Consider the following 26,140-nt stretch of genomic DNA (forward strand, 5'->3'; position numbering starts at 1 on the left):
GCGGTCCACGATGGTGGAGCGGCAGGACGAAGGGGCGGCGCGGCTCGCGGACCACCGGGAGGCGATCGAGCAGGGGCGGACCGCCCTCGGCATCGAGCTCGGCTCCACCCGGATCAAGGCGTGCCTGGTCGGACCGGACAACGCGCCGCTCGCGAGCGGCAGCCACGACTGGGAGAACCAGCTCGTCGACGACGTGTGGACCTACTCGCTGGAGGCCGTCTGGTCCGGCCTGCGGGGGGCGGTCGCGGCGCTGCTGGCCGACGTCGAGGAGCAGTACGGCGTGCGGCCCGCCACGTTCGGCGCCCTCGGCGTCTCGGCGATGATGCACGGCTACCTCGCGTTCGACGCCGACGACGAGCTGCTGGTCCCGTTCCGGACCTGGCGGAACACGAGCACCGAGCGGGCGGCCACGGAGCTGACCGGCCTGTTCGGCCACAACGTGCCGCTGCGCTGGTCGGTCGCGCACCTGTACCAGGCGATCCTCGACGAGGAGGCGCACGTGCCGCAGGTGCGGCACGTCACGACGCTCGCCGGGTACGTGCACTGGCGGCTCACCGGGCAGCAGGTGCTCGGCGTGGGCGACGCCTCGGGCATGTTCCCGATCGACGCTGCGACCCGGGAGTACGACCCGCGGATGCTGGCGCAGTTCGACGAGGCGGCCGCCGGCCGCGGCTTCGGCCGCGGCATCGCGGACCTGCTGCCCGGTGTCCTGCCGGCCGGCGCGGACGCCGGTGCGCTCACCGAGGAGGGTGCGGCCCTGCTGGACCCGTCGGGCACGCTCCGGCCGGGCATCCCGTTCTGCCCGCCCGAGGGCGACGCCGGCACCGGCATGGTCGCGACCAACTCGGTGGCGCCGCGCACAGGCAACGTCAGCGCCGGGACCAGCATCTTCGCGATGGTCGTCCTGGAGAAGCCGCTGGAGCGCGTGCACGAGGAGCTGGACGTCGTCACCACCCCCGCGGGCGACCTCGTGGCGATGGTGCACTGCAACAACGGGGCCAGCGAGCTGGGCGTCTGGGCCGAGGTCTTCGGCCAGTTCGCGGCGGCCCTGGGGCAGCCCGCCGAGCCGGGCGCCGTCTTCGAGGCGTTCCTGCGGTCCGCCCTGGACGGGGACGCCGACGGCGGCGGCCTGCTCGCCTACAACTACCTGTCGGGCGAGCCGATCACCGGCCTGGAGGCCGGGCGCCCGCTGTTCACGCGCACCCCGGACAGCCGGCTCACGCTCGCCAACTTCGCCCGCACCCAGGTGTACAGCGCGTTCGGTACCCTGAGCCTGGGCATGCGCGTGCTCGCGCAGGAGCAGGTCGAGCTGGACGCGATGTTCGCGCACGGCGGCATGTTCAAGACCGCGGGCGTGGCCCAGCGCCTGCTGGCCGCGGCGCTCGGCGCGCCGGTGGCCGTGGGCCGCACGGCCGGCGAGGGCGGGGCCTGGGGCATCGCGGTGCTGGCCGCCTACCGGGCCTCGGCGCGGGGCGCCGAGCTGCCCGGGCAGAGCCTGGGCGAGTACCTGGGCGCCGAAGTGTTCGCGGACGCCGCGCTCGACGTCGTCGAGCCCGACGCCGCCGACGTGGCGGGCTTCGCCGCCTTCCTGGAGCGCTACAGCGCGGGCCTGGCGGTCGAGCGCGCCGCCGTCGCCGCGCTGCGGAACCGAGACACGACGCAGGAGATCCACTGATGAGCAAGACACTGACCGACTACTCGCAGGCGGTCCAGGAGGAGGTGGCGCGCGTCCGCGCCGTCGTCTCGGACCTGCACGCCGAGCTGCCGCGCTGGGACCTGGTGGTCTGGACCGCGGGCAACGTGTCGCAGCGGGTGCCGAACATCGACGTGCCGGACGGCAGCGCCGACCTGTTCGTCATCAAGCCGTCGGGTGTCTCGTACGACGACCTCACCCCGGCCGACATGGTGGTCTGCGACCTCGACGGGACCCTCGTCGACGGTACGCGGGCGCCGTCGTCGGACACCGCGGCGCACGCCTACGTGTACACGCACATGCCCGAGGTGGGCGGCGTCGTGCACACGCACTCGACGTACGCGACGGCGTGGGCCGCGCGTGGCGAGGAGGTGCCCTGCGTGCTGACGATGATGGCCGACGAGTTCGGCGGGCCGGTCCCGGTGGGCCCGTTCGCGATCATCGGCGACGACTCGATCGGCCGGGGCATCGTCGAGACGCTGAGCGGCCACCGCAGCCCCGCCGTGCTGATGCAGAACCACGGCCCGTTCACCATCGGCAAGGACGCGCGCGCAGCCGTGAAGGCCGCCGTCATGGTCGAGGAGGTGGCCCGCACGGTGCACGTCGCGCGCCAGCTCGGCGACCCCCTGCCCATCGAGCAGCAGCACATCGACGCCCTCTACGACCGCTACCAGAACGTCTACGGCCAGCAGGCCGCGACCACCACGGAAGGACAGGCATGAGCACCAAGCCCTACGCGGACCGTGAGGTCTGGTTCCTCACCGGGAGCCAGGACCTCTATGGCGAGGAGACGCTCGCCCAGGTCGCGGAGCAGTCGCAGGAGGTCGCCCGCGTGCTGGGCGAGTCCTCCGACGTGCCGGTCAAGGTCGTGTGGAAGCCCGTCCTGAAGGACTCGTCGGCCATCCGCCGCGCCATGCTGGACGCGAACGGTGACGACAAGGTGCTGGGCGTCATCACCTGGATGCACACGTTCAGCCCCGCCAAGATGTGGATCGCGGGCCTGGACGCGCTGCGCAAGCCGCTGCTGCACCTGCACACGCAGGCGAACGTCGAGCTCCCCTGGGACGACATCGACATGGACTTCATGAACCTCAACCAGGCCGCGCACGGTGACCGCGAGTACGCGTACATCGCCACGCGGCTCGGCGTCGCGCGGACCACGGTGGTGGGGCACGTCTCCAACCCGGCCGTGACCCGCCGGGTGGGCACCTGGGTGCGCGGCGCGGCCGGCTGGGCCGCCACGCACGAGCTCAAGCTGGTCCGGTTCGGCGACAACATGCGCAACGTCGCGGTCACCGAGGGCGACAAGACCGAGGCCGAGCTGCGGTTCGGCGTCTCGGTGAACACCTGGGGCGTGAACGAGCTGGTCGCGGCGGTCGACGCCGTCGAGGAGACCGCGATCGACGCGCTCGTCGCGGAGTACGAGGCGAGGTACGACGTCGCCCCCGAACTGCGGGCCGGCGCCGAGCGGCACGACTCGCTGCGCTACGCCGCGCGCCAGGAGATCGCCCTGGAGGGCTTCCTGGAGGCGGCCGGCGCCAAGGCGTTCACGACCAACTTCGAGGACCTCGGCGCCCTGCGCCAGCTCCCCGGCCTCGCGGTGCAGCGCCTGATGGAGAAGGGCTACGGCTTCGGCGCCGAGGGCGACTGGAAGACGGCGGTGCTCGTGCGCGCGGCCAAGGTCATGGGCGAGGGGCTCCCGGGCGGCGCCTCCCTGATGGAGGACTACACCTACGACCTCACCCCGGGCTCCGAGCTGATCCTCGGCGCGCACATGCTGGAGGTCTGCCCGTCGCTGACCACCTCGACGCCGCGCATCGAGGTGCACCCGCTGGGTATCGGCGGCAAGGAGGACCCGGTCCGCATGGTGTTCTCCGCGGACGCCGTCGAGGGCGCCGTCGTCGTGTCGCTCGCCGACATGCGCGACCGGTTCCGCCTGACGGCGAACGTGGTCGACGTCGTCACGCCGCCGCGCGACCTGCCGAACCTGCCCGTGGCCCGCGCCATGTGGGCGCCCCGGCCGTCGTTCGAGGTCTCCGCCGAGTCGTGGCTGACGGCGGGCGGCGCGCACCACACCGTCATGTCGACGGCCGCCGGCATCGAGGCGTTCGAGGTGTTCGCGGACATCGCGCGCACCGAGCTGCTGGTCATCGACGAGGACACGACGCGCCGCGGCTTCGCCGACCAGGTGCGGCACAACCAGGCGTACTACCGCCTGGCCCAGGGCTTCTGACCCCTACCGCTGGTCGAGCTTGTCGAGACCCGGGTCTCGACAGGCTCGAGGTCTCGACAGGCTCGAGGTCTCGACAGGCTCGACCAGCGGTACTCGTCAGGTGGTGCCCGCCGTGGTCGCGGCCGTCGACGAGGCCATGACCGCGATCATCACCGCGTTGAGGTCGTCGATCGCCCGCTTCACCGCGGCGCCCGCCCACTCCGACTCCGCGATCTCCTTGGCGCGCCGCTTCAGCTCGCGCCGGTCCTGGTCCGGGTAGATCTTGCGGGTCAGGTCGGTCGCGAGCAGCAGCGAGACGAGGGCCGCCGTCCGCTCGTCGGGCGCCGTGTCGCCGGTCAGCGCCGCCAGCACGCGCTCGCGGACGGCGGCCTCCGGCGCGGGGTCGTGCGCGGGCCACGTGGTGCTGGGGAACAGCCCGAGCACCTTGACCTGCTCCTCCCGCAGCACGCCCCGCGCGGCCAGCCCCTGCAGCAGCGCGTCGCGCAGCGTCCGGGCGACCCTGCCCTGCCCGACCTTCCCGATCGCGTCCTTGGGCCGCCGGCCGTCCAGGAGCCCGAGGATCTCGCGCTGCACCGGGTCCGACGGCGTGGACCGGCCGGTCACCCGGAACCGGCCCTTCTGACCGCCGTCGGCGCCGTCGGAGACGTCGAGGGCGCCGTCCAGCGTGAGCTGGGCGACCGACGCCCCGGTCAGCGCGAGCTGCAGGTGCTGCGTGCTGAGCAGCGGCCGGCCCGAGGCGTCGTCGAGCGCGAGGAGCAGGTACTCCTCGGCGAGGCCGATCTCCATGGTGGTCCCTCCCGGTCGTCGTGGCTGTGGGTTCCAGCAGACCACGCCGCGCGCGGCCGCGAGATCCCCCGCGCGGAGGAACCCGGCACCCCCACGGGGCGGAGACGAGCGGCGCATGCCTGTTTCGCCGGATTTGGCGAATCCCCTGCTCGGAGTGGGGCAAACCCGACAGACTCGTTACTCGAATGTGACGTGGCCCACTTTCGGAGCCAATTTGTGAGCGCTAACATTCGAACCGGGCAAACTGCCGCTAGCACTCGCACGATGCCGTGCGGGATCTCAAGGAGGAGACATGGCACGCACGACCCTGACCCGTACCGTCCTGGCCGCAGTATCGGCAGCAGCACTGTTCGCGCTCGGCGCGTGCAGCTCGGACGCCGGCACCCAGACCGGCGGTGGCGGTGAGACCAACGCCGCCGACGACGGCGTCATCACCCTCGGGTTCTCCCAGGTGGGCGCCGAGTCCGGGTGGCGCGCCGCCAACACGAAGTCCATCCAGGACACGCTCACCGCGGAGAACGGCTTCGACCTCAAGTTCTCCGACGCGCAGCAGAAGCAGGAGAACCAGATCCAGGCGATCCGCTCCTACATCGCGCAGCAGGTGGACGTCATCGCGTTCTCCCCGGTGGTCGAGACCGGCTGGGACGCCGTCCTGCAGGAGGCCAAGGACGCCGGCATCCCCGTGATCCTCACGGACCGCGCCGTCGACTCCAGCGACGAGACCCTCTACGAGTCGTTCATCGGCTCCGACTTCGTGCTCGAGGGCGAGATGGCCGGCCAGTGGGCGGCCGAGCAGTACGACGGCGAGGGCTACCAGGCCGTCGAGCTCCAGGGCACCACGGGCGCCGCCCCGGCGATCGACCGCAAGGACGGCTTCGAGTCGGCCATCGCGGGCTCCGACATCGAGATCATCGACAGCCAGACCGGCAACTTCACGCGGGCCGAGGGCAAGACCGTCATGGAGGGCTTCCTCAACGCCCACGACGACATCGACCTCGTGTTCGCGCACAACGACGACATGGGGCTCGGCGCCATCGAGGCCATCGAGGCCGCCGGCATGACGCCGGGCGAGGACATCAAGATCATCACGATCGACGCCGTCAAGGACGGCATGCAGGCGCTCGCCGACGGCAAGATCAACTACATCGTCGAGTGCAACCCGCTGCTCGGCCCGGACCTGGCGGACATCACCAAGAAGGTCCTCGCCGGCGAGGAGGTCGAGAAGCGCATCGTCGTCAAGGACGAGGCGTTCGACCAGGCGGCGGCCAAGGAAGCGCTGCCCACCCGCGAGTACTGACGCCCCTGCCGCCAACCCCCGCGCTCGTGAGCCGCGTCCGCCGGTCGAGCTTGCCGAGACCCAGGTCTCGACAAGCTCGACCAGCGGGTGGGTCCGCAACCCGGGGGCCACGTAAGAAGGTCGAGGATGACCCAGCAGACAGCACCACCCGTCGTCGAGCTGACGGGCATCAGCGTCGAGTTCCCGCCGGTCAAGGCCCTTGACGGCGTCGACTTCAGCCTGCACCCCGGCGAGATCCACGCCCTCATGGGCGAGAACGGCGCCGGCAAGTCCACCCTGATCAAGGCCCTGACGGGCATCCACTCGCCGACGGCGGGGACCATCCGCGTCGACGGCGTCGAGCGCCGGTTCTCCGGACCGGCCGACGCCCGCGCGCACGGCGTCAGCACCGTGTACCAGGAGGTCAACCTCTGCGAGAACCTCACGGTCGCGGAGAACATCATGCTCGGCGCGGAGCCGCGCGTGCTGGGCGGCCTGAACTGGCGGGCGATCCGCCGGCAGGCGGCCACGCACCTGCGGCGGATGGGCCTGGACATCGACCCGTCGTCGTCCCTCGGGTCGCACTCGCTGGCGGTGCAGCAGCTCGTCGCGATCTGCCGCGCCACGGTGGGCGACTGCAAGGTGCTGATCCTCGACGAGCCGACCTCCAGCCTGGACACCGACGAGGTGGCGCACCTGTTCACCGTCATGCGCGGCCTGCGTGACGAGGGCGTCGCCATCCTGTTCGTCAGCCACTTCCTGGACCAGGTCTACGAGGTGTCCGACCGCATGACGGTGCTGCGCAACGGCACCCTCGTGGGGGAGTACGTGACCGCCGACCTGCCGGCCGCCGAGCTGGTGCAGCACATGATCGGCCGCTCGATGGACGTCCTGGAGGCCGCCGAGGAGGTGCTGGAGCAGGCGGAGCGACCGGCCGGCGCCACCCCGTTGCTGGGGGTCGTGGGCCTGGGCCGCAAGGGTTCGGTGCAGCCGTTCGACCTCGACCTCTACGAGGGCGAGGTGGTCGGCCTGGCCGGGCTGCTCGGGTCGGGCCGCACGGAGCTGGCGCGCCTGCTCACGGGCGCGGACCGGGCCGACGTCGGACAGGCCCGCGTGGCCGGGCGGCCGACGCGGCTGCGCAACCCGCGCGCGGCGATGCGGCACCGCATCGCGTACACGTCCGAGGACCGCAAGGGCGAGGGCGTCGTCGACGGCCTCACCGTGCGGGAGAACATCGTGCTCGCCCTCCAGGCGGAGCGCGGCTGGATGCGGCCGCTGCCCCGCAAGCAGGTGGACGAGCTGGTCGCGAGGTACATCCAGCAGCTCGGCATCCGGCCCGCCGACCCGGAGGCGCTGCTGCGCAACCTGTCCGGCGGCAACCAGCAGAAGGTGGTGCTCGCGCGGTGGCTCGCCACCGCCCCGCGGCTGCTCGTGCTCGACGAGCCGACGCGCGGCATCGACGTGGGCGCCAAGGCGGAGATCCAGAAGCTCGTGGCCGAGCTGGCCGCCGACGGCATGTCCGTCGTCTTCATCTCGGCGGAGCTGGAGGAGGTGCTGCGCATCTCGCACCGCATCGCGGTGCTGCGCGACCGCCGCAAGGTGGCGGAGATCGACGGGAACGGAGCCACGATGGACCAGGTGGTCGACCTCATCGCGGGAGGTGGGGCGGCATGAGGGACGTCCTGCGCCACCACCTGTTCTGGCCCGTGGCCGCGCTCGTCGTGCTGCTGGTCGCCAACACGATCGCGAGGCCCGGCTTCCTGGCGGTCACCGTCCGGGACGGCCACCTGTTCGGCGCCCCGGTCGACATCCTGCGGACGACGGCGCCCCTGCTGCTCGTCGCGCTCGGCATGACCCTGGTGATCGCGACGCGCGGCATCGACCTCTCGGTCGGCGCGGTGGTCGCGGTCTCGGGGGCGGTCGCGCTGTCGCACATCGCGTCGTCGCCGAACCCCGACTCGCCCGTCACGGTGCTCACCGCCATCGCGCTCGCACTGGTGCTGTGCCTGCTGCTCGGCGTGTGGAACGGGTTCCTGGTGTCCGTGCTCGGCATCCAGCCGATCATCGCGACGCTCATCCTGATGACGGCGGGCCGCGGCGTCGCGATGCTCATCACCAACGGCATGATCACCACGGTCAACAGCACGCCCTTCAAGGTGCTGGGCTCCGGGTTCTGGCTCGGCCTGCCCGCGGCGGCCGTGCTCGCGTTCGGCGTGTTCGCCGTCGTCGCCTTCGTGGTGCGGCGCACCGCGCTCGGCATGCTGCTGGAGGCCACGGGCATCAACCCCGCCGCGAGCCGGCTGTCCGGTGTCCGGTCCCGGACGCTGACCTGGACCGTCTACACGGCGTCGGGCCTGTTCGCGGGCCTGGCGGGCCTGCTGATCAGCGCCGACACGATGGCGGCAGACGCCAACAACGCCGGCCTGTTCATCGAGCTCGACGCGATCCTCGCGGTGGTGATCGGCGGGACGGCGCTCTCGGGCGGCAAGTTCAGCCTGTCGGGCACCCTCGTCGGCGCGCTGGTCATCGCCACCCTTGAGCGGACCGTCACCGTGCTCGGCATCTCGCCCCTGGTCACGCCGCTGTTCATGGCGCTCGTCGTCATCGCGGTGACGCTGCTCCAGTCGCCCCGGATGCGGGAGCGGCTCACGGCCCGGCGCCGCCAGGTCGCGACGCCGCCCGGGTCGCGGCCCGCCGCGGGTCCGGGTCCGACCCCGGGCTCGACCACCGACCCGACCACCGACCCGACGGAGGTGAAGGCCTGATGGCGACGTCGGCCCCCGCCCGTACCCCGCGCGCCCGGCGCGGGCTGCGGCTCCCGACCCGGCTGGACCGGCGCTACCTGCCGGTGCTGGGCACGTTCGTGGTGCTCGCCCTCATGCTCGTCGTGGGCGGCACCCGGTACGAGAACTTCCTGACGCCCGCCGTGATCTCGAACCTGTTCATCAACAACGCGCACCTCATCGTGCTCGCGGTGGGCATGACGTTCGTGATCCTCACGGGCGGCATCGACCTGTCGGTCGGGTCGGTCCTGGCGCTGTCCACGGTGATCACCGCGGCGCTGCTCCAGGCGGGGCTCCCCGTGGCCGTGGTGATCCCGCTCGCCGTGCTCGCCGGGACGGTGATCGGCCTGGCGCACGGCGTGATGATCCACTACTTCCAGGTGCAGCCGTTCGTCGCGACCCTCGCGGGCATGTTCCTCGCGCGGGGGCTGTGCTTCCTCATCGCGCCGGAGTCCATCGGGATCGCCGACCCGGCGTTCATCGAGCTGGCCACCTGGGTGCAGATCTTCGGGCAGTGGCGCATGACGTCCAGCGTGCTGATCGCGCTGATCGTGGTGGGCCTCGGCTTCCTGGTGCTGCACTTCACGCGGTTCGGCCGCACCGTCTACGCGATCGGCGGCGGCGAGCAGTCCGCGCTGCTCATGGGTCTGCCCGTGGCGCGCACCAAGGTGCTTGCCTACGTCGTCAGCGGCACGTTCGCCGGGCTCGGCGGCCTGCTGTTCGCGATGTTCTCCCGGTCCGGGTACTCGCTGACCGGCGTCGGCATGGAGCTCGACGCCATCGCCGCCGTCGTCATCGGCGGCACGCTGCTCACGGGCGGCACCGGGTTCGTGCTCGGCTCCGTGCTGGGCGTGCTCGTGCTCGGTCTGATCCAGACCATCATCACGTTCGAGGGCACCCTCAGCTCCTGGTGGACCAAGATCGTGATCGGCGTGCTGCTGCTGATCTTCGTGCTGCTCCAGCGCGTCCTGAGCCTCCGCCGTACGTAACCCTCGTACCCCACCCCTGACTCGCCGCACCGTCCGCGGCGAGTCAGGGGCGTAGTCCCATCCGAAAGCCACGACGACGTGACGAAACGGAGTACAACGATGAAGAGATCCACCAGACGCAGGACCTCCCTCGTGGCGGCAGCACTGAGCCTGGGGCTGGTCGTCCCCGGGGTGGCGGCAGCCACGACCCCGGCGGGACCGGCCGCCCCGCCGTCGGGCACCGCCACGGGTGCCTATTTCTTCCCCTACTTCACCGGCGAGTCCACCGCCGACGGCGAGACCATCTCGTTCGCCGTCTCGGACGGCCCCGACCCGCTGGAGTGGACCACGCTGAACGGCGGCGAGCCCGTGCTCACCTCCGACCTCGGGACGAGGGGCCTGCGCGACCCGTTCCTGATCCGCGGCGGCGACGGCACGTACTACCTGCTCGCCACCGACCTGCAGATCTACGGCGGCGGCAACTTCGGCGACGCCCAGGAGACCGGCAGCCGCTCGATCATGGTCTGGGAGTCGACCGACCTGGTGGACTGGGGCGAGCAGCGCGAGATCGAGCTGGCCCCCGAGAACGCCGGCAACCTGTGGGCCCCCGAGGCGTACTGGGACGAGGCTGCGGGGGAGTTCGTCGTCTACTGGGCCTCGGCGCTCTACCCCGACGACGTCCCGCCCGCCGAGCGCGACATCCGCGACTCCTACCAGCGCATGCTGTACGCGACCACCACCGACTTCGAGACCTTCTCGGAGCCGCGGCCGTGGATCGACGAGCCGCAGGGCGACGGCCTGGGCATGATCGACTCCACCGTCCAGGAGGAGGGCGGCGTCTACTACCGCCTCACCAAGGACGAGTCGTACATGGGGATGCGGCAGGAGTCGTCCACCGACCTGCGCCGCACCCAGGGTGTGTCCGACGGCGACGGCTGGGACCTCATCAAGGAGCGCGTCGGGTTCGGGCAGCCCAACCCGTGGGGCGGCACGTTCACCGGCGGCGAGGGGCCCACGCTGTTCCCGTCGCTCACCGACGACCGCTGGTTCCTGCTCCAGGACCAGCCGAGCTACCACGGCGGCCAGGGCTACATGCTCTTCGAGACCGACGACCTGAGCAGCGGCGAGTGGACCGCCAACCTCGACGCGATCCTGCCCGCCAGCCCCCGGCACGGCACCGTGCTGCCGATCACCGCCGAGGAGCGGGAGCGCCTGCTCGCCGCGTACCCGCCGGCCGAGACCCCGGTCCAGGAGCACACCCTGGAGGTCGACGCCGCGGCCGCCGGCACGCAGATGAGCGACGACCTGTACGGCGTCTTCTACGAGGACATCAACTACGCGGCCGACGGCGGCCTGTACGCCGAGCTGGTGCGCAACAGGTCCTTCGAGTTCGCCGCCACCGACAACGCGAGCTTCACCGGGATGACCGGCTGGGACGTGGTGCAACGCCGCGGGTCCACCGGCACCGCCGTCGTCGGGTCCGAGCGCGGCGAGTGGCTCAACGCGTCGAACCGGGCCTCTCTGACGATCCAGGCAGACGGCCCCGGCGTCGGCGTGCGGAACGCGGGCTTCAACGATGGGCTCGCGATCGAGAAGCGGAAGAAGTACGACTTCTCGGTCTTCGCCCGCGCCGAGCGCGGGCAGCGCCTCGCCGTCAGCCTGGAGTCGCCCGACGGCGGCACCACCTACGCCTCGACGACGGTGCAGGTCAACGGCTCCGACCGCTGGAGGAAGCACACGGCCACCCTCACCGCGAACCGCACCGTGACCGATGCGCGGCTCGTCGTGACGGGCGGCGCTCGCGGCACGCTGCGCCTCGACATGGTCTCCCTGTTCCCGCGCGACACCTGGGTGGGTCCGGTCAACGGCCGCTCGGCGCTGCGCGCGGACCTCGCCCAGAAGGTCGCCGAGCTGGAGCCGTCGTTCCTGCGCTTCCCCGGCGGGTGCGTCACCAACGTGGGCACCTTCGACACGTACCTGGAGTCCGACGGCGCCGACCGTCGTCGGACCTACCAGTGGAAGGAGACCATCGGGCCGGTCGAGGAGCGGCCCACGAACTGGAACTTCTGGGGCTACAACCAGACCTACGGCCTGGGCTACCTGGAGTACTTCGAGTTCGCGGAGGACCTGGGCGCGACGCCGCTCCCCGTCCTGTCGGTGGGCGCCAACGGCTGCGGCAGCACCATCCCCGAGATGACCGACGACGTCCGCATCGACCGCTGGGTGCAGGACACCGTGGACCTCATCGAGTTCGCCAACGGCTCCGTGCGCACGAAGTGGGGCAAGGTGCGGGCGTCGCTCGGGCACCCCGAGCCGTTCGGCCTCCGGTACATCGGGCTGGGCAACGAGGAGAACACCGACACCTTCCAGGCCAACTTCCCGCGGTTCCGGGACGCCGTCGAGGCGGCGCACCCGGAGGTCACCGTGATCTCGAACTCCGGCCCGGACGACGCCGGCGCCCGGTTCGACGAGCTGTGGGAGTTCAACCGCGAGCAGGGCGTCGCGATGGTCGACGAGCACTACTACAACGACCCGTCGTGGTTCCTGTCGAACACCGAGCGGTACGACTCCTACGACCGCGAGGGCCCGCACGTGTTCCTCGGCGAGTACGCCTCGCGGGGCAACGCGTGGTCCAACGCGCTGTCCGAGGCCGCGTACATGACCGGGATCGAGCGCAACGCCGACCTGGTCGAGCTCGCCTCGTACGCGCCGATGTTCGCCAACGAGGACCACGTGCAGTGGTCCCCGGACATGATGTGGTTCGACAACGACGAGTCGTGGGGCTCGACGTCGTACTGGACGCAGAAGATGTTCATGACGAACACGGGCGACGAGGTTGTCCCGTCCACGCACGACGGCCCGGAGGAGACCCCGGCCGACCTCTCGGGCGGCGTCTTCCTGTCCACGTGGAACACCCGGGCGGCGTACGACGACGTCGTGGTCACCGACAACGCGTCCGGCGACGTGCTGTTCTCGGACTCGTTCGACGACGCGTCGGGCTGGGACCCGCAGTCCGGCTCGTGGGCCGTGGCCGACGGCGAGTACGTGCAGTCGGCGGGGAACGTCACCGACGCCCGCTCGATCATCACCGACGCCTACGCCAAGGACTGGGACAACTACACCCTGGAGCTCGACGCCCGGAAGCTGGGCGGCAGCGAGGCGTTCCTGATCGGCTTCGCCGCCGGCGGCCGGGACGACTTCTACTGGTGGAACCTCGGCGGCTGGAACAACACCCGGCAGGCGCTGCAGCGGGCCGACAACAGCTCCGCGAACGAGGTGGCGGCCGTGGAGGGGCACGCGATGCAGACGGGCCGGGACTACCACGTCAAGATCGTGGTCTCGGGCCGCACCATCAGGCTCTACCTCGACGGCGCGCTGCAGATGACCTATACCGAGCCGGCCACCGAGTCGCTGTACCAGGTGGTCACGCGGGACGAGCGGACGGGTGACCTGGTGCTCAAGGTGGTCAACCCGTACGAGTCGGTCGCGCGGACGTCGGTCTCGGTCGCCGGTGCCGAGGTGCGGTCCCGGGTCGAGGTGACCGAGATGGCCGGGGCGCCGTCGGCCCGGAACACGAAGACGCAGCCCGAACGGGTGGTCCCCGTGGAGGGACGGACGAGGCTCGACGTGTCCCGCTCCGGCGGCGGCTCGGCGTTCACGTACGACTTCCCGGCGCACTCGGTCACGTTCCTTCGTCTTCAGGAGAGATAGCGGATTTCACGCCCACGGGACCACCGTCAACCCGTACGGTGGTCCCGTGAGCAAGCTGCCCGAGGACGTCCGGGAACGCCCCATGCCTGATCCTGCCGAGCTGCGTCAGCTGGTCGCCGACCTCCGCCGCCTGGTGCTGACCTACAAGTTCGGCATCGACGAGGTCATGACCAAGATCTCGATCCTCCGGGACGAGTTCCGGCACATGCAGAACTACAACCCCGTGGAGCACGTGGGGTCGCGGCTCAAGTCGTTCGAGTCGATCGTCGCGAAGTGCCGGCGCAAGGGCATCCCGCTGACGCCCGACGGCGTGCGGGGCCAGATGTTCGACATCGCCGGGGTGCGGATCACCTGCAGCTTCGTCAACGACATCTACCTGGTGCGCGACATGCTGCTCCAGCAGGCGGACCTGACGCTGCTCGAGGAGCGCGACTACATCAAGCACCCGAAGGCGACCGGGTACAAGTCGCTGCACCTCATCGTGCAGATCCCCGTCTACCTGTCCGACCGGGTGGAGAAGGTCATCGTCGAGATCCAGCTGCGGACCATCGCGATGGACTTCTGGGCGAGCCTGGAGCACAAGATCTACTACAAGTACGACGGCGACGTACCCCGGCACCTGACGGACTCGCTCAAGCTGGCCGCCGACGTCGCGTGGTCGCTCGACACCTCGATGGAACGCATCCACGACGAGGTCAAGGCGATCTCGGGCGACGAGGAACCGGTCGCGAGCCGGCACAACCTGCACACCCCGGAGGAGATGCTGCGCGACTTCTGGCGCGCGGCGGAGGCCGACGGCGGCTTCGGCTTCGACAGCGAGTCCTGACTCTCTCCGCCGAGGTAGAACCGCAGCGAAGTAGAACCAGGGCGAGATAGAACCGCAGCGAGATAGAACTCGGCGACAGCTGGAGTTCTATCTCGCTGCGGTTCTACTTCGCTGCGGTTCTATCTCGCCAGGGTTCTACTTCGCCGACGTGAGGGTGCCCGCCAGGGCCGTCCAGGACTCCGGCGGCAGCGTCACCGTCGTGGTCGTCCCGTCGCCCGCGGCGACCCGGCCCGCGACGTCGAAGGCGCCCCAGTGGTCCTGCGCCACCTTCTCGGCGTGCGCGGGGCCGGCGACGGCGGGTTCGTGGTCCGCCGTCATCGACCAGCCGTCGGTGACCTCCAGGGCCGCACCCAGGTGCGCCACCTCGATCTCGACCGGCTCCGGGGAGCGGTTGGTCAGGAACAGGGCCACGGCGCCGTCCGCCAGGGTGGCCGCCGCCGTCACGGACGGCACCTCGCCGTGCGCCTTGGTCGTGATGGTCGGCGTCGTCACGCGCAGGTCGAGGGCCTCGCCCTGGGCGAGCCGCGCCGTCGTCGCGAACGGGTGGAACGTGGGCTGCCGCCAGGCCTCGCCGCCCGGCTCGGTCATGATGGGCGCGATCACGTTGACGAGCTGCGCGAGGCACGCCACCGGCACGCGGTCGGCGTGGTTCAGCAGCGTGACCAGCAGGTCGCCCACCACCACGGCGTCGAGCCCCGAGTAGACGTCCTCGATGATGTGCGGCGCGTCCCGCTGGATCGGCAGGTTCTCCTCGCCCGGGAACCGGGTCGTCAGGTACCAGACGTTCCACTCGTCGAAGCTGACGGTGATCTTCTTGTCCGAGCGGCGCTGCGCCCCCACGGCGTCGGCGGACGACACCACCCGCTCGATGAACCGGTCCATCGCGGTGCCCGAGCCGAGGAACGAGGCGCGATCGCCGTCGACCTCCTCGTAGTAGGCGTGCATCGAGATGTGGTCCACCAGGTCGTAGGTGTACTCCAGGACGGTGCGCTCCCACTCGCCGAACGTCGTCATCTGCATCGACGAGGAGCCGCAGGCCACGAGCTCGATCGACGGGTCCACGAGCTTCATCGCGGCGCCGGCGTTGCGGGCGAGCTTGCCGTACTCGTGCGCGTCCTTGTGGCCGATCTGCCACGGGCCGTCCATCTCGTTGCCCAGGCACCAGAGCTTGACCCCGTAGGGCTTCTCGCGGCCGTTCGCGATGCGCAGGTCGGCCCACCGGGTGCCGGCCTCGCCGTTGCAGTACTCCAGGAGTGCCACGGCCTCCTCGACGCCACGGGTGCCGAGGTTGACCGCCATCATCGGCTGGATGCCCTCGCGCTCGGCCCACTGCAGGAACTCGTCGGTGCCCACCAGGTTGGGCTCGACGGTGCGCCAGGCCAGGTCGAGGAACGGCTTGCGCTGGTCCACCGGCCCGACGGCGTCCTCCCAGCGGTAGTTCGACACGAAGTTGCCGCCGGGGTAGCGCACGGTCGTGACGCCCAGCTCGCGGGTCAGGTCGGCGACGTCACGGCGGAACCCGTGCTCGTCCGACGTCGGGTGGCCGGGTTCGTGGATGCCCGTGTAGACCGCGCGGCCCAGGTGCTCCACGAAGGAGCCGAAGAGGCGGCGGTCGACGGTGCCGACGGTGAAGTCGGGGTGCAGCAGGACGCGGGTGCGGGAGGTCGTCATTGTTCCTCGCTGATCGGTCGGCGGTTCTACAACGTTGCACACTAGCCGATGGACGGCGCGGCAGCGATGCCCGTCCTCTACCCTGTGGAAAAACTCGCCGACCGGAGGCTGGCAGCGTGGCCGTGACGATGCACGACGTGGCGCAACGCGCCGGCGTCTCGATCAAGACCGTGTCGAACGTGGTGAACGGCTATCCGTACATCCGCGCCGCCACCAAGGAGCGCGTCGAGGCGGCGATCGAGGAGCTCGGCTACCGCGTCAACATGTCCGCGCGGAACCTGCGCACGCGGCGCACCGGGCTGATCACTCTCGCGGTCCCCGAGCTGTCGCTCCCGTACTTCGCGGAGCTCGCCGACGCCGTCATCTCCGCCGCCGACGCCGCCGGCTGGACCGTGCTCATCGAGCAGACCAGCGCGAGCCGCGAGCGGGAGACGGAGGTCCTCTCGGGCCGCCGCCGGCACCTCACCGACGGGCTGATCTTCTCGCCACTGGCGCTCGGCCCCGACGACATCGGCCTGTTCACCGTGGACTTCCCGCTGGTGATCCTCGGCGAGCGCGTGTTCGGGGCGCCCGCCGACCACGTGACCATGAACAACGTGGCCGCCGCCAAGGCGGCGACCCTCCACCTGGCGTCGCTGGGCCGACGCCGGATCGCGGTCATCGGGGCGCACGAGGGGGAGCAGGTCGGTTCCGCGGCGCTGCGGACCGAGGGGTACCGCGAGGGGTTGGCCGAGGCCGGGCTGCCGTTCGACCCCGCGCTCGTCGGCGAGGCCGGCCTGTGGCACCGCTCGACCGGCGCCGAGACGATGAGCCGCATGCTCGACGACGGCGTGGAGATCGACGCCGTCTTCGCGCTCAACGACGCGCTGGCCCTCGGTGCGCTGCACGCCCTGCACGCCCACCGCATCGACGTGCCGGGCCAGGTGGCGCTCATCGGTTTCGACGACGTCGACGACGCGCGCTACTCCGTGCCCGCGCTCTCGTCCGTGGACCCGGGGCGCGACCAGATCGCGCACACGGCCGTCGAGCTGCTGCTGGAGCGCATCGGCGCGACCGGTGACCCCGCGCCGTTCCGCCGGGTGGTGCCGGACTCGCGGATCGTGGGCCGGGAGTCCACGGGCGAGGACGGCGAGGTCGTCGGCGTCCAGCAGGGCGGCACGGAACAGGTGGCCGTCGACATGACCTGGGCCTGACGTGGGTAGGAGTATGCCTCGCACCTGGTTTCGACGGGGGCTGGTCGCGCTGCTCGCGGCCGTCGCCGTCTGGGGATACGGGATCGCCGGGAGCTTCGGGATCAACGAGCTTGACGAGACGTGCCAGCAGGTCCACGGGCAGCCGTACGACGGGGACTACCGGCACCGCGAGTGGAGCGGGCCGCCGCCGTTGTACCCGCTTCACAACATGTGCAACGAGCACTATGACCTGATTCCGGGCTGGATCAACCCGACGATCGCCGTCCTGGCCGTGTCCGGCGGCGGCATGGCGGTCTTCGCCGCCGTGAGCTGGACGTCGGACGTCGTCGGCCGCCGGATCCGGAGTGCCGGGGCCTGACCGGCACCTCGCCCGGCCCTGCGCTGGCTCCCGCCCGGGTGATCGGTAGTTCGTCAGGTGATCGGTACCTCGGACTGCCGATCACCTGACGAACTGCCGATCACCGCAAACAAACTCTTGCCACGGCGGCATGGTTGCCGGTAGAACGGTGCCCGGCGTTTCCTACAACGTTGAAAAGTGACCCGGTGACGACGCCGGGAGCGCCGTGGTCCCCGACCGCGGAGCACCGAATCAAGGAGGACTCGGATGCGTACTTCTGCCCGACGCCGAGGCGTGGCTGCCGCAGCCGCCGTAGCCGTCTCCGCCATCGGCCTCACGGCCTGCTCCGGCGGGGGCGGAGGCGGGAGCGCCGCGGAGGCGACCTGCACCAACGAGATCAAGCAGCCGGACGCCGCCCAGGTGACCGTGTGGGCGTGGTACCCGGCGTTCGAGTCCGTCGTGGACAACTTCAACGAGACCCACACGGACCTGCAGGTCTGCTGGACCAACGCGGGCCAGGGCGCGGACGAGTACAACAAGTTCCAGACCGCGATCGAGGCCGGCACCGGCGCGCCCGACGTCATCATGCTCGAGGCCGAGGTGCTGCCCACCTTCACGATCCTCGAGTCCCTCGTGGACCTGTCCGAGTACGGCGCCGGCGAGCTGGAGGGCGACTACACGCCGGGTTCCTGGTCCGACGTCTCCAACGGTGACGCGGTGTACGCGATCCCCGTGGACGGCGGCCCCATGGGCATGCTCTACCGCGCCGACATCTTCGAGGAGTACGGCGTCGAGGTGCCGACCACCTGGGACGAGTTCGCGACCGCCGCCCAGGACCTGCGCGACGCCGGCTTCGAGGGGCACATCACCGACTTCCCGACCAACGGCAACGCGCTCAACTACGCGCTGTTCGCGCAGAACGGCTGGGAGCCGTTCCAGTACGACGCCGCCAAGCCCACCGAGGTGGGCATCACGGTCGACAGCCCGGAGGCCGAGGAGGTCCTGAGCTACTGGAAGGGCCTGGTCGACGACGACCTGGTGGCCACCGAGGACGCCTTCACCACCGACTACAACGCGGCGCTCGTCGACGGCACCTACGCCGTCTACCTCGCGGCCGCCTGGGGCCCCGGCTACCTGCAGGGCCTGTCGGAGGCGGACGCCGACGCCGAGTGGCGCGCGGCCCCGCTGCCGCAGTGGGACCCGGAGAACCCGGTGCAGGTGAACTGGGGCGGCTCGACCTTCGCGGTGACCGCGCAGTCCGAGCAGCCGGAGGCCGCCGCGACCGTGGCCAAGGAGCTGTTCGACACCGACGAGGCGTGGCGGCTCGGCGTCGAGGAGGCGGCCCTGTGGCCGCAGTGGAAGCCGATGCTCGAGTCGGACTGGTTCACGGGTCTCGAGGCGCCGTTCTTCGGCGGGCAGAAGATCAACGAGGAGGTGTTCCTCGACGCGGCCAACGGGTACGAGGGCTTCTCGTTCAGCCCGTTCCAGGTCTACGCCTACGACCAGCAGACCCAGGCCCTGTACGACATGGTCCAGAACGGCACCGACGCGGCCACGGCGCTCGGCACCGTCCAGGACGGGCTGGTGCGGTACGCCACCGAGCAGGGCTTCACGGTCTCCGAATGAGCTCACGAACGAGCGTGGGCAAGAGCGCCGCCGCGCCGTCCGCGACCCGCCCCACCAGCAAGATCGCCAGCCGGCGGCAGCGCTGGGGATACGTCTACGTGGCGCCGTTCGCCGCGGTGTTCGCCGTGTTCCTGGTGCTGCCGCTGGGCTACGCGCTGTGGATGAGCCTGCACAACAAGGGCATCGCCACGGCCGGGCGCAGCGTGTTCGTGGGCGCCGACAACTACGTCAAGGCGTTCACGGACCCGGTGTTCCTGGAGGGCCTGTGGCGGGTGCTCCGGTTCGTGCTGGTCATGGTGCCGGTGCAGATCGTGGTCGCGCTCGTCGCGGCGCTCCTGCTCGACACCCTCGCCACCCGCCTGAGCCGGGCCACGCGGCTGCTGATCTTCGTGCCGTACGCGATCCCGGCGGTCATCGGGGCGCTCATGTGGGGCTTCCTGTACAGCCCGCGGTTCGGCCCGGCGCAGGACGTGTTCGGGCTGGTGGGCCTGGCGGCGCCGGACTTCCTCAGCTCCGCCAACATCTTCGGGTCGCTGGTCAACATCGTGACCTGGCAGTGGGTGGGCTACTACATGATCATCATCTACGCCGCGCTGCGGTCGATCGACCCGTCGGTCTACGAGGCCGCGGTGCTCGACGGCGCGGACGGCCGGCAGATCGCGCTGCGCATCAAGGTGCCGATGATCTCGTCGTCGATGGTGATGATCGTGGTCTTCGCCCTGATCGGCACCCTGCAATTCTTCACGGAGCCGCAGGTCCTGCGGTCCTCCGCGCAGGGCGCCATCCCGTCCGACTACACCCCGAACATGTACGCGTTCGCCACGGCGTTCAACTACAGCCAGTTCAACTACGCCTCGACGCTGGCGTTCTCCCTCGGGTTCCTCGTGTTCGTGGGCTCGTACGTGTTCCTGTTCCTGACGCGCAAGCAGAGCGGGCTCAAGTGATGGCGACCTCCACCCTTCTCTCCAGGTCCCGTACTGACCGTGCGGCACGCGAGACCTCGGCCCCCGTGGGCCAGGGGCGGCGCCTCGGCTCGCACGTGGTGCTCGTGCTGCTCGCGATCTACTTCGTGGTGCCGCTCTGGTGGCTCGCCGTGGCGTCCACCAAGACCAACGCCGGCCTGTTCGCCGGGGACGCGCTCTGGTTCGGCTCGGACTTCGCGCTCTGGGACAACGTCACGGGGCTGTTCACCCACCAGGGCGGCATCTACTGGACCTGGTTCCGCAACTCGTTCGTGTACGCGATCGCGGGCGGGGTGGGCGCGACGGCGCTCTCGGTGCTCGCGGGCTACGGCCTCGCCAAGTACCGGTTCCGGGGGCGGTCCGCGTTCTTCGCGCTGCTGCTCGGCTCGGTCATGGTGCCCATGACGGCGCTTGTGATCCCCACCTTCGTGCTGCTGAGCGGGATGGGTCTGCTCAACACCATGTGGGCGGTGATCCTGCCGTCGCTGCTGAGCCCGGTCGGCGTCTACCTCGTGCGGGTCTACGCCCAGGACGCGGTGCCGGAGGAGGTGCTCGACGCCGGCCGGGTCGACGGAGCGGGTGAACTTCGTCTCTTCTTCCAGGTGGTGCTGCCCCTGCTGCGGCCGGCGATCGTGACCGTCCTGCTCCTCACAACGGTCGCGACATGGAACAACTTCTTCCTCCCGCTGGCGGTCCTGAGGGACCCCAACCTGCTGCCCGTGACGGTCGGCATCTACAACTGGCAGGCCCTCTCGAACGCCGGAGCGGGCGGCGAGCAGGTGTGGAACCTGATCGTCACGGGCTCCTTCCTGTCCGTGGTTCCGCTGGTCGCGGCGTTTCTCTCGTTGCAGAGGTACTGGCAGGGCGGGCTGTCGCTCGGCAGCGTCCGGTGAGGCCCGGCCGGCCCGCGCGTCGGGCCGGCCGAGCCCCGGACTTCCTTGACACATGTCTTGAACGGTTGACGGTCTCGATGCCGTAACCATTCAAGAAGTGTTCCTAACTTTTCCCGGACCACGGCTACCGTGAACCCCGTCACCGAACGGTCGTGGCGGGGTTCAGCCGGCGCGACTTTGACCAATGGGCTTGTGAGCGTTCACAATCTGTTGCGTTCACAAAGTGAAGTCGGCCGGGTTGCAGAGACGTTGCCCGGGGAACACTCGAAGAGGAGAAGTCATGGCAAGGAAGCTGTGGGCTACGCGTGGTCTGGCCGCGCTGGCGACGGGCGCGATGGCCGTCTCGCTGACCGCGTGCGGTGGCGGCGGTGCCGGTGGTGGCGCTGGTGGCGGCGCCGGCGATGGTGAAGAGGGCGGCCTTGTGGGTGTGGCCATGCCCACCGAGACGTACGAGCGGTGGATCGCGGACGGCGACGCCGTGAAGACCGGGCTCGAGGAAGCCGGCTACGAGGTCGACCTGCAGTTCGCGGGTGACAACATCCCGACCCAGCAGCAGCAGATCGACGCGATGATCAACAAGGGTGCCGAGGCGCTCATCATCGCCTCGATCGACGGCACCGCGCTGGGCAGCCAGCTCGAGGCCGCCGCTGCCGCTGACATCCCGGTCATCTCGTACGACCGCCTGATCCGCGACTCGGAGAACGTCGACTTCTACGTCACCTTCGACAACTACGAGGTCGGCGTGCAGCAGGGTACCTCGCTGCTGACCGGCCTGGGCATCCTCGACGAGAACGGCGAGGAGGCCGCTGACGCGTCCGAGGGCCCGTTCAATGTCGAGCTGTTCGCCGGCTCGCCCGACGACAACAACGCCGGATTCTTCTTCGACGGCGCCATGTCCGTGCTCCAGCCGTACATCGACGACGAGACGCTCGTCGTCCCGTCGGGGCAGACCGACTTCGGCACCGTCGCCATCCAGCGCTGGGAGCAGGAGCGTGCGCAGAGCCGCATGGAGGATCTGCTGACCTCCACGTACACCAAGGGTGACGTGAACGTCGACGGCGTGCTGGCCCCGGCCGACGTGATCTCGCGCGGCATCATTACAGCCCTGCAGAACTCCGGCTACGGCAAGGGTGACCTGGCGATGCCCGTCATCACCGGCCAGGACGCCGAGGCGGCGTCGGCCAAGCTGATCGTCGACGGTGACCAGTACTCGACGATCTTCAAGGACACGCGTCTGCTGGCCGAGCAGGCCGTCACGGCCGCCACGGCCTACCTCGAGGGCAACGAGCCCGAGGCGAACGACACCGAGACGTACGACAACGGCCCCATCGTCGTGCCGTCGTACCTCCTGCCCACGGTGATCGTGACCGCGGACAACCTGCAGGCCGAGCTGGTCGACTCCGGCTACCTCACCGAGGAAGAGGTCGCCTCGGGTCAGGTCGACGAGTAGGTCCGACCGACCTCCTCGCGAACACCGGCTCGACACCGCTGAGACGTGGTGGCCGATCGGTGGTCGGGCTTGTCGAGACCCAGGTCTCGACAAGCCCGACCGCCGATCGGCCACCGTGACCGAATCGTCGGGCGGACGGGCCGGGTCTCGCACCCTCTCTATTGGCGACAAGTACGCGACAAGGACTGGCATGGCCGATTCGGCGCCGACCGACATCCTCGAGATGCGCGGCATCACCAAGACATTTCCTGGGGTCAAGGCACTCCAGGACGTCAACCTCACCGTCCGCCGGGGCGAGATCCACGCGATCTGCGGCGAGAACGGGGCGGGCAAGTCCACCCTCATGAAGGTGCTGTCGGGCGTCTACCCGCACGGCACCTACGAGGGCGACATCGTGCTCGACGGCGAGACCGCCCAGTTCGGCACCATCAACGACTCCGAGGCGCTGGGCGTGGTGATCATCCACCAGGAGCTCGCCCTCGTCCCGTACCTGTCGATCGCCGAGAACATCTTCCTCGGGAACGAGCGCCTCCGGGCCGGCGGCGCCATCGACTGGAACAGGACCAACGCCGAGGCGGCCGAGCTGCTCGCGCGGGTCGGCCTGAGCGAGTCGCCGACGACGCCGATCTCCGCGCTGGGCGTGGGCAAGCAGCAGCTCGTGGAGATCGCGAAGGCGATCTCCAAGGACGTGCGCCTGCTCATCCTCGACGAGCCGACGGCGGCGCTGAACGACAACGACTCCGAGCACCTGCTCGGCCTGCTCCGGCAGTTCAAGGAGCAGGGGATCACCTCGATCATGATCTCCCACAAGCTGGCCGAGATCGCCGAGATCGCGGACCGCACCACGATCATCCGTGACGGCCGGTCCATCGAGACCTTCGACATGGCCACCGCGGGTGCGTCGTCCGAGGCGGTCCAGAACCGCATCATCCGCGGCATGGTGGGGCGTGACCTCGACAACCGCTACCCCGACCGGGTCTCGAACCCCGGCGAGGAGGTGCTCCGCGTCGAGGACTGGACGGTCTACCACCCGACCCAGCCCGGGCGCGTCATCGTCGAGAAGGCGAACCTGAACGTCCGCGCCGGCGAGGTGGTCGGCATCGCCGGCCTCATGGGCGCCGGACGCACCGAGCTCGCGATGTCGCTGTTCGGCCGCTCCTACGGCCGTGACATCAGCGGCACGGCGTACATCCACGGTCAGCAGGTCGACGTGCACAACGTGCCGGACGCCATCAAGGCGGGCATCGCCTACGTGTCGGAGGACCGTAAGCAGTACGGGCTCAACCTCATCGAGGACATCCGCCGGAACATCTCGGCGGCGGGCCTCGGCAAGCTGGCGAAGAACGGCTTCGTGGACGAGAACGAGGAGCTCAAGGTCGCGGAGGAGTACCGCGCGTCCATGAACATCCGCACCCCCAACGTGCTGACGGAGGTGGGCAAGCTCTCGGGCGGCAACCAGCAGAAGGTCGTGCTGTCCAAGTGGCTGTACACCGCCCCTGAGGTGCTGATCCTCGACGAGCCCACCCGCGGCATCGACGTCGGCGCCAAGTACGAGATCTACACCATCATCAACGAGCTGGTCGCGGCAGGGAAGGCCGTGCTGGTCATCTCGTCGGAGCTTCCCGAGCTCCTCGGGATCTGCGACCGCATCTACACCCTGGCCTTCGGCCGCATCACTGGCGAGGTCGACGTGCCCTCCGCCACCCAGGAAGGACTCATGGCTCTCATGACGCAGGAGACCACGCAGGAGACGCAGGAGGCGACGGCATGACCGGCATCGCCAACATCCGGGACCTGCTCACCCGGAACATCCGCACCAGCGGTATCTACATCGCGTTCGTGCTGATCATCGTGCTGTTCTCGGTGCTGACCGACGGACTGCTGCTCAGCTCGCGCAACCTCACCAGCCTCGTGCTGCAGTTCTCGTACATCCTGATCCTCGCCATCGGCATGGTGATCATCATCATCGGCGGGCACATCGACCTGTCGGTGGGTTCGGTGGTCGCGCTCACCGGCGCCATCGCCGCCGTCGTCATCGTCCGGAACGGCATGCCCTGGTGGGTCGGCGTGCTCGCGGCGCTCGGCACGGGACTGCTGGTCGGGGCCTGGCAAGGGTTCTGGGTCGCGTACGTAGGGATCCCAGCGTTCATCGTGACGTTGGCAGGCATGCTCCTGTTCCGCGGCCTCACGCTCCAGGTGCTGAACAACGTCTCGCTCTCGCCGTTCCCGAGCGAGTACACGAGCATCGCCACGGGCTTCTTCAACGGCCTGCTCGGCGGCTACGGCTACGACACCTTCACGCTCGTCATCTTCGCGATCGGCGTGCTCGGCTTCGCGTACAACTCGTGGCGCACCCGCCGCGCCCGGATCGCCTACAACCAGGCGGTCGAGGCTCCGGTGCTGTTCGTGCTGAAGCTGGTCGTGGTCGCCGCCGTCGTCATGTGGTTCGCGTACAACCTCGCCACGTACCGCGGCCTGCCCGCGGTGCTGATCATCCTGGCCGTGCTGGTCCTGGCCTACACGCTGGTCACCAAGCACAGCGTGTTCGGCCGCCACGTCTACGCCATCGGCGGCAACCTCGCCGCGGCGCAGCTCTCCGGCGTCCGGGTCAAGCGCGTGAACTTCTGGATGTTCGTGAACATGGGCTTCCTGGCCTCGATCGCGGGCATCGTGTTCTCGGCCCGCTCCAGCGCCGCCCAGCCGGGTGCCGGCAACATGTTCGAGCTCGACGCCATCGCGGCGTGCTTCATCGGTGGCGCCGCCGTGACCGGCGGCATCGGCACCGTGACCGGCGCGATGGTCGGCGGTCTGATCATGGCCGTCATGTCGAACGGCATGTCGCTCATGGGCGTCGACCAGTCGACGCAGCAGATCGTCAAGGGCATCGTGCTGCTCCTGGCTGTCGCGTTCGACGTGTGGAACAAGAAGCGGGCGTCCGCCACCCGCTGACACTCGTCCCGCCGAGGTAGAACTGTGGCGAGGTAGGACCGCAGCACAGGGCTGCGGTCCTACCTCGCCACAGTTCTACCTCGCTGTGGTTCTACTTCGGCGTGCTCCGGGCTCGACGGCGGGGGTGGGCGAGAATGGCGGGATGGCCGAACCCGCACCCGTGTCCCGCCGCGGCCGCCGTCCCGCCGGGCAGGACGCCCGCGCCGAGATCCTGGCCGCCGCCCGCGACGAGTTCGTGGAGAACGGGTACCAGGCGGCCTCCCTCCGCGCCGTCGCGCGGCGGGCCGGCGTGGACCCCGGCACGGTGCGGCACTGGTTCCCCGACAAGGCGCGCCTCCTGACGGCGACCCTCGGGGTCGCGGGGATCGAGCCCGACCGGGTGGTCGAGCGCGTGTCGGCCGGCCCCGTGGAGTCGCTGGGGGAGCGCCTCGCGGAGGCGGTGATCGGCATCTGGGACTTCGACGGCGGGGACACCGTCCGCGTGGTCATCCCGGCCGTCATGTCCGACGCCGAGCTGCGCGGCCTGCTGCCGCAGTTCATCGGCGCGGCGATCCTGGCGCCCGTGATGCGCGCCCTCGACGTACCCGACGCCCCGCTGCGCACCGCGCTCGTCGCCTCCCAGATGTCGGGGGTGCTGCTCACCCGGTACCTGATCCCCGTGGACCCGCTCGCCTCGCTCGCCCCGGCCGACGTCGCCCGCCTCGTGGGCCCCACCCTGCAGCGCTACCTCACCGGCCCCCTGCCCGACGCCGGGGGTCTTGCGCGGTAGACGCCGCAGGAGCA

Annotated in this window: 20 protein-coding genes; 18 read left to right on the forward strand and 2 right to left on the reverse strand. The window is 70.2% G+C overall.

Annotated features, from left to right (window positions below; genetic code table 11):
• Window positions 1–10 precede the first annotated feature (10 nt).
• The 3 genes from FHX71_RS26310 to araA are packed head-to-tail and all read left to right on the forward strand — an operon-like array spanning window position 11 to window position 3,926.
• Window positions 11–1,675: a xylulokinase gene (locus FHX71_RS26310; protein ID WP_182620447.1), complete on the forward strand. Its 1,665-nt coding sequence runs from the start codon at window positions 11–13 to the stop codon at window positions 1,673–1,675.
• Window positions 1,675–2,415, forward strand: coding sequence for an L-ribulose-5-phosphate 4-epimerase (locus FHX71_RS26315; RefSeq protein WP_182620448.1), 741 nt, complete (start codon window positions 1,675–1,677; stop codon window positions 2,413–2,415). Before FHX71_RS26310 ends, FHX71_RS26315 begins: the two co-directional genes overlap by 1 nt.
• A complete protein-coding gene (gene araA / locus FHX71_RS26320; RefSeq protein ID WP_182620449.1) occupies window positions 2,412–3,926 on the forward strand; it encodes an L-arabinose isomerase in 1,515 nt (504 codons plus the stop codon). The genes FHX71_RS26315 and araA overlap by 4 nt, the downstream gene beginning before the upstream one ends.
• A gap of 96 nt (window positions 3,927–4,022) precedes the next feature.
• On the opposite strand, the gene FHX71_RS26325 is transcribed toward araA, so the two are convergent.
• Window positions 4,023–4,712, reverse strand: a complete 690-nt coding sequence (locus FHX71_RS26325; protein WP_182620450.1) for a GOLPH3/VPS74 family protein — start codon at window positions 4,710–4,712, stop codon at window positions 4,023–4,025.
• 292 nt (window positions 4,713–5,004) lie between these two features.
• On the opposite strand from FHX71_RS26325, the gene FHX71_RS26330 reads away from it, so the two are divergent.
• From FHX71_RS26330 to FHX71_RS26355, 6 genes are all read left to right on the forward strand, one after another.
• A complete protein-coding gene (locus FHX71_RS26330) occupies window positions 5,005–6,009 on the forward strand; it encodes an ABC transporter substrate-binding protein (protein WP_182620451.1) in 1,005 nt (334 codons plus the stop codon).
• Between the two features lie 126 nt (window positions 6,010–6,135).
• Window positions 6,136–7,662 carry a sugar ABC transporter ATP-binding protein gene (locus FHX71_RS26335; protein WP_182620452.1) on the forward strand — a complete coding sequence of 509 codons (1,527 nt, stop codon included), beginning with the start codon at window positions 6,136–6,138 and terminating at the stop codon, window positions 7,660–7,662.
• A complete protein-coding gene (locus FHX71_RS26340; RefSeq protein WP_246403558.1) occupies window positions 7,659–8,753 on the forward strand; it encodes an ABC transporter permease in 1,095 nt (364 codons plus the stop codon). Before FHX71_RS26335 ends, FHX71_RS26340 begins: the two co-directional genes overlap by 4 nt.
• Window positions 8,753–9,760, forward strand: coding sequence for a galactofuranose ABC transporter, permease protein YjfF (yjfF, locus tag FHX71_RS26345; RefSeq protein ID WP_182620453.1), 1,008 nt, complete (start codon window positions 8,753–8,755; stop codon window positions 9,758–9,760). Before FHX71_RS26340 ends, yjfF begins: the two co-directional genes overlap by 1 nt.
• A 132-nt stretch (window positions 9,761–9,892) precedes the next feature.
• Window positions 9,893–13,450: an alpha-L-arabinofuranosidase family protein gene (locus FHX71_RS29570; protein WP_220490489.1), complete on the forward strand. Its 3,558-nt coding sequence runs from the start codon at window positions 9,893–9,895 to the stop codon at window positions 13,448–13,450.
• Between the two features lie 46 nt (window positions 13,451–13,496).
• Window positions 13,497–14,276 carry a GTP pyrophosphokinase gene (locus FHX71_RS26355; protein WP_312877230.1) on the forward strand — a complete coding sequence of 260 codons (780 nt, stop codon included), beginning with the start codon at window positions 13,497–13,499 and terminating at the stop codon, window positions 14,274–14,276.
• 135 nt (window positions 14,277–14,411) lie between these two features.
• On the opposite strand, the gene arfA is transcribed toward FHX71_RS26355, so the two are convergent.
• Window positions 14,412–15,947 (reverse strand): arabinosylfuranosidase ArfA, encoded by a 1,536-nt coding sequence (gene arfA / locus FHX71_RS26360; protein ID WP_182620454.1) that lies wholly within the window; start codon window positions 15,945–15,947, stop codon window positions 14,412–14,414.
• 116 nt (window positions 15,948–16,063) lie between these two features.
• On the opposite strand from arfA, the gene FHX71_RS26365 reads away from it, so the two are divergent.
• From FHX71_RS26365 to FHX71_RS26405, 9 genes are all read left to right on the forward strand, one after another.
• A complete protein-coding gene (locus FHX71_RS26365; RefSeq protein ID WP_312877231.1) occupies window positions 16,064–17,140 on the forward strand; it encodes a LacI family DNA-binding transcriptional regulator in 1,077 nt (358 codons plus the stop codon).
• A gap of 13 nt (window positions 17,141–17,153) precedes the next feature.
• A complete protein-coding gene (locus FHX71_RS26370) occupies window positions 17,154–17,498 on the forward strand; it encodes a hypothetical protein (protein WP_182620455.1) in 345 nt (114 codons plus the stop codon).
• A gap of 246 nt (window positions 17,499–17,744) precedes the next feature.
• Entirely contained in the window at window positions 17,745–19,103 is a 1,359-nt protein-coding gene (locus tag FHX71_RS26375) for an ABC transporter substrate-binding protein (protein ID WP_182620456.1), read from the forward strand.
• Complete coding sequence (locus FHX71_RS26380) at window positions 19,100–20,047, forward strand: carbohydrate ABC transporter permease (protein WP_182620457.1); 948 nt, start codon at window positions 19,100–19,102, stop codon at window positions 20,045–20,047. The genes FHX71_RS26375 and FHX71_RS26380 overlap by 4 nt, the downstream gene beginning before the upstream one ends.
• Window positions 20,047–20,958, forward strand: coding sequence for a carbohydrate ABC transporter permease (locus tag FHX71_RS26385; protein WP_182620458.1), 912 nt, complete (start codon window positions 20,047–20,049; stop codon window positions 20,956–20,958). Before FHX71_RS26380 ends, FHX71_RS26385 begins: the two co-directional genes overlap by 1 nt.
• Before the next feature lie 280 nt (window positions 20,959–21,238).
• The gene (chvE, locus tag FHX71_RS26390; protein WP_246403559.1) at window positions 21,239–22,408 is read left to right on the forward strand and encodes a multiple monosaccharide ABC transporter substrate-binding protein; all 1,170 of its coding nucleotides are present in this window, start codon (window positions 21,239–21,241) and stop codon (window positions 22,406–22,408) included.
• A 190-nt stretch (window positions 22,409–22,598) separates the two neighbouring features.
• A complete protein-coding gene (mmsA, locus tag FHX71_RS26395) occupies window positions 22,599–24,179 on the forward strand; it encodes a multiple monosaccharide ABC transporter ATP-binding protein (protein ID WP_182620459.1) in 1,581 nt (526 codons plus the stop codon).
• On the forward strand, window positions 24,176–25,357 hold the full coding sequence (gene mmsB, locus FHX71_RS26400; RefSeq protein ID WP_182620460.1) for a multiple monosaccharide ABC transporter permease: 1,182 nt from the start codon (window positions 24,176–24,178) through the stop codon (window positions 25,355–25,357). Before mmsA ends, mmsB begins: the two co-directional genes overlap by 4 nt.
• Before the next feature lie 142 nt (window positions 25,358–25,499).
• Window positions 25,500–26,126: a TetR/AcrR family transcriptional regulator gene (locus tag FHX71_RS26405; RefSeq protein WP_182620461.1), complete on the forward strand. Its 627-nt coding sequence runs from the start codon at window positions 25,500–25,502 to the stop codon at window positions 26,124–26,126.
• Window positions 26,127–26,140: the final 14 nt, after the last annotated feature.

The organism is Promicromonospora sukumoe, assembly GCF_014137995.1.
GTDB classification, from domain to species: Bacteria; Actinomycetota; Actinomycetes; order Actinomycetales; family Cellulomonadaceae; genus Promicromonospora; species Promicromonospora sukumoe.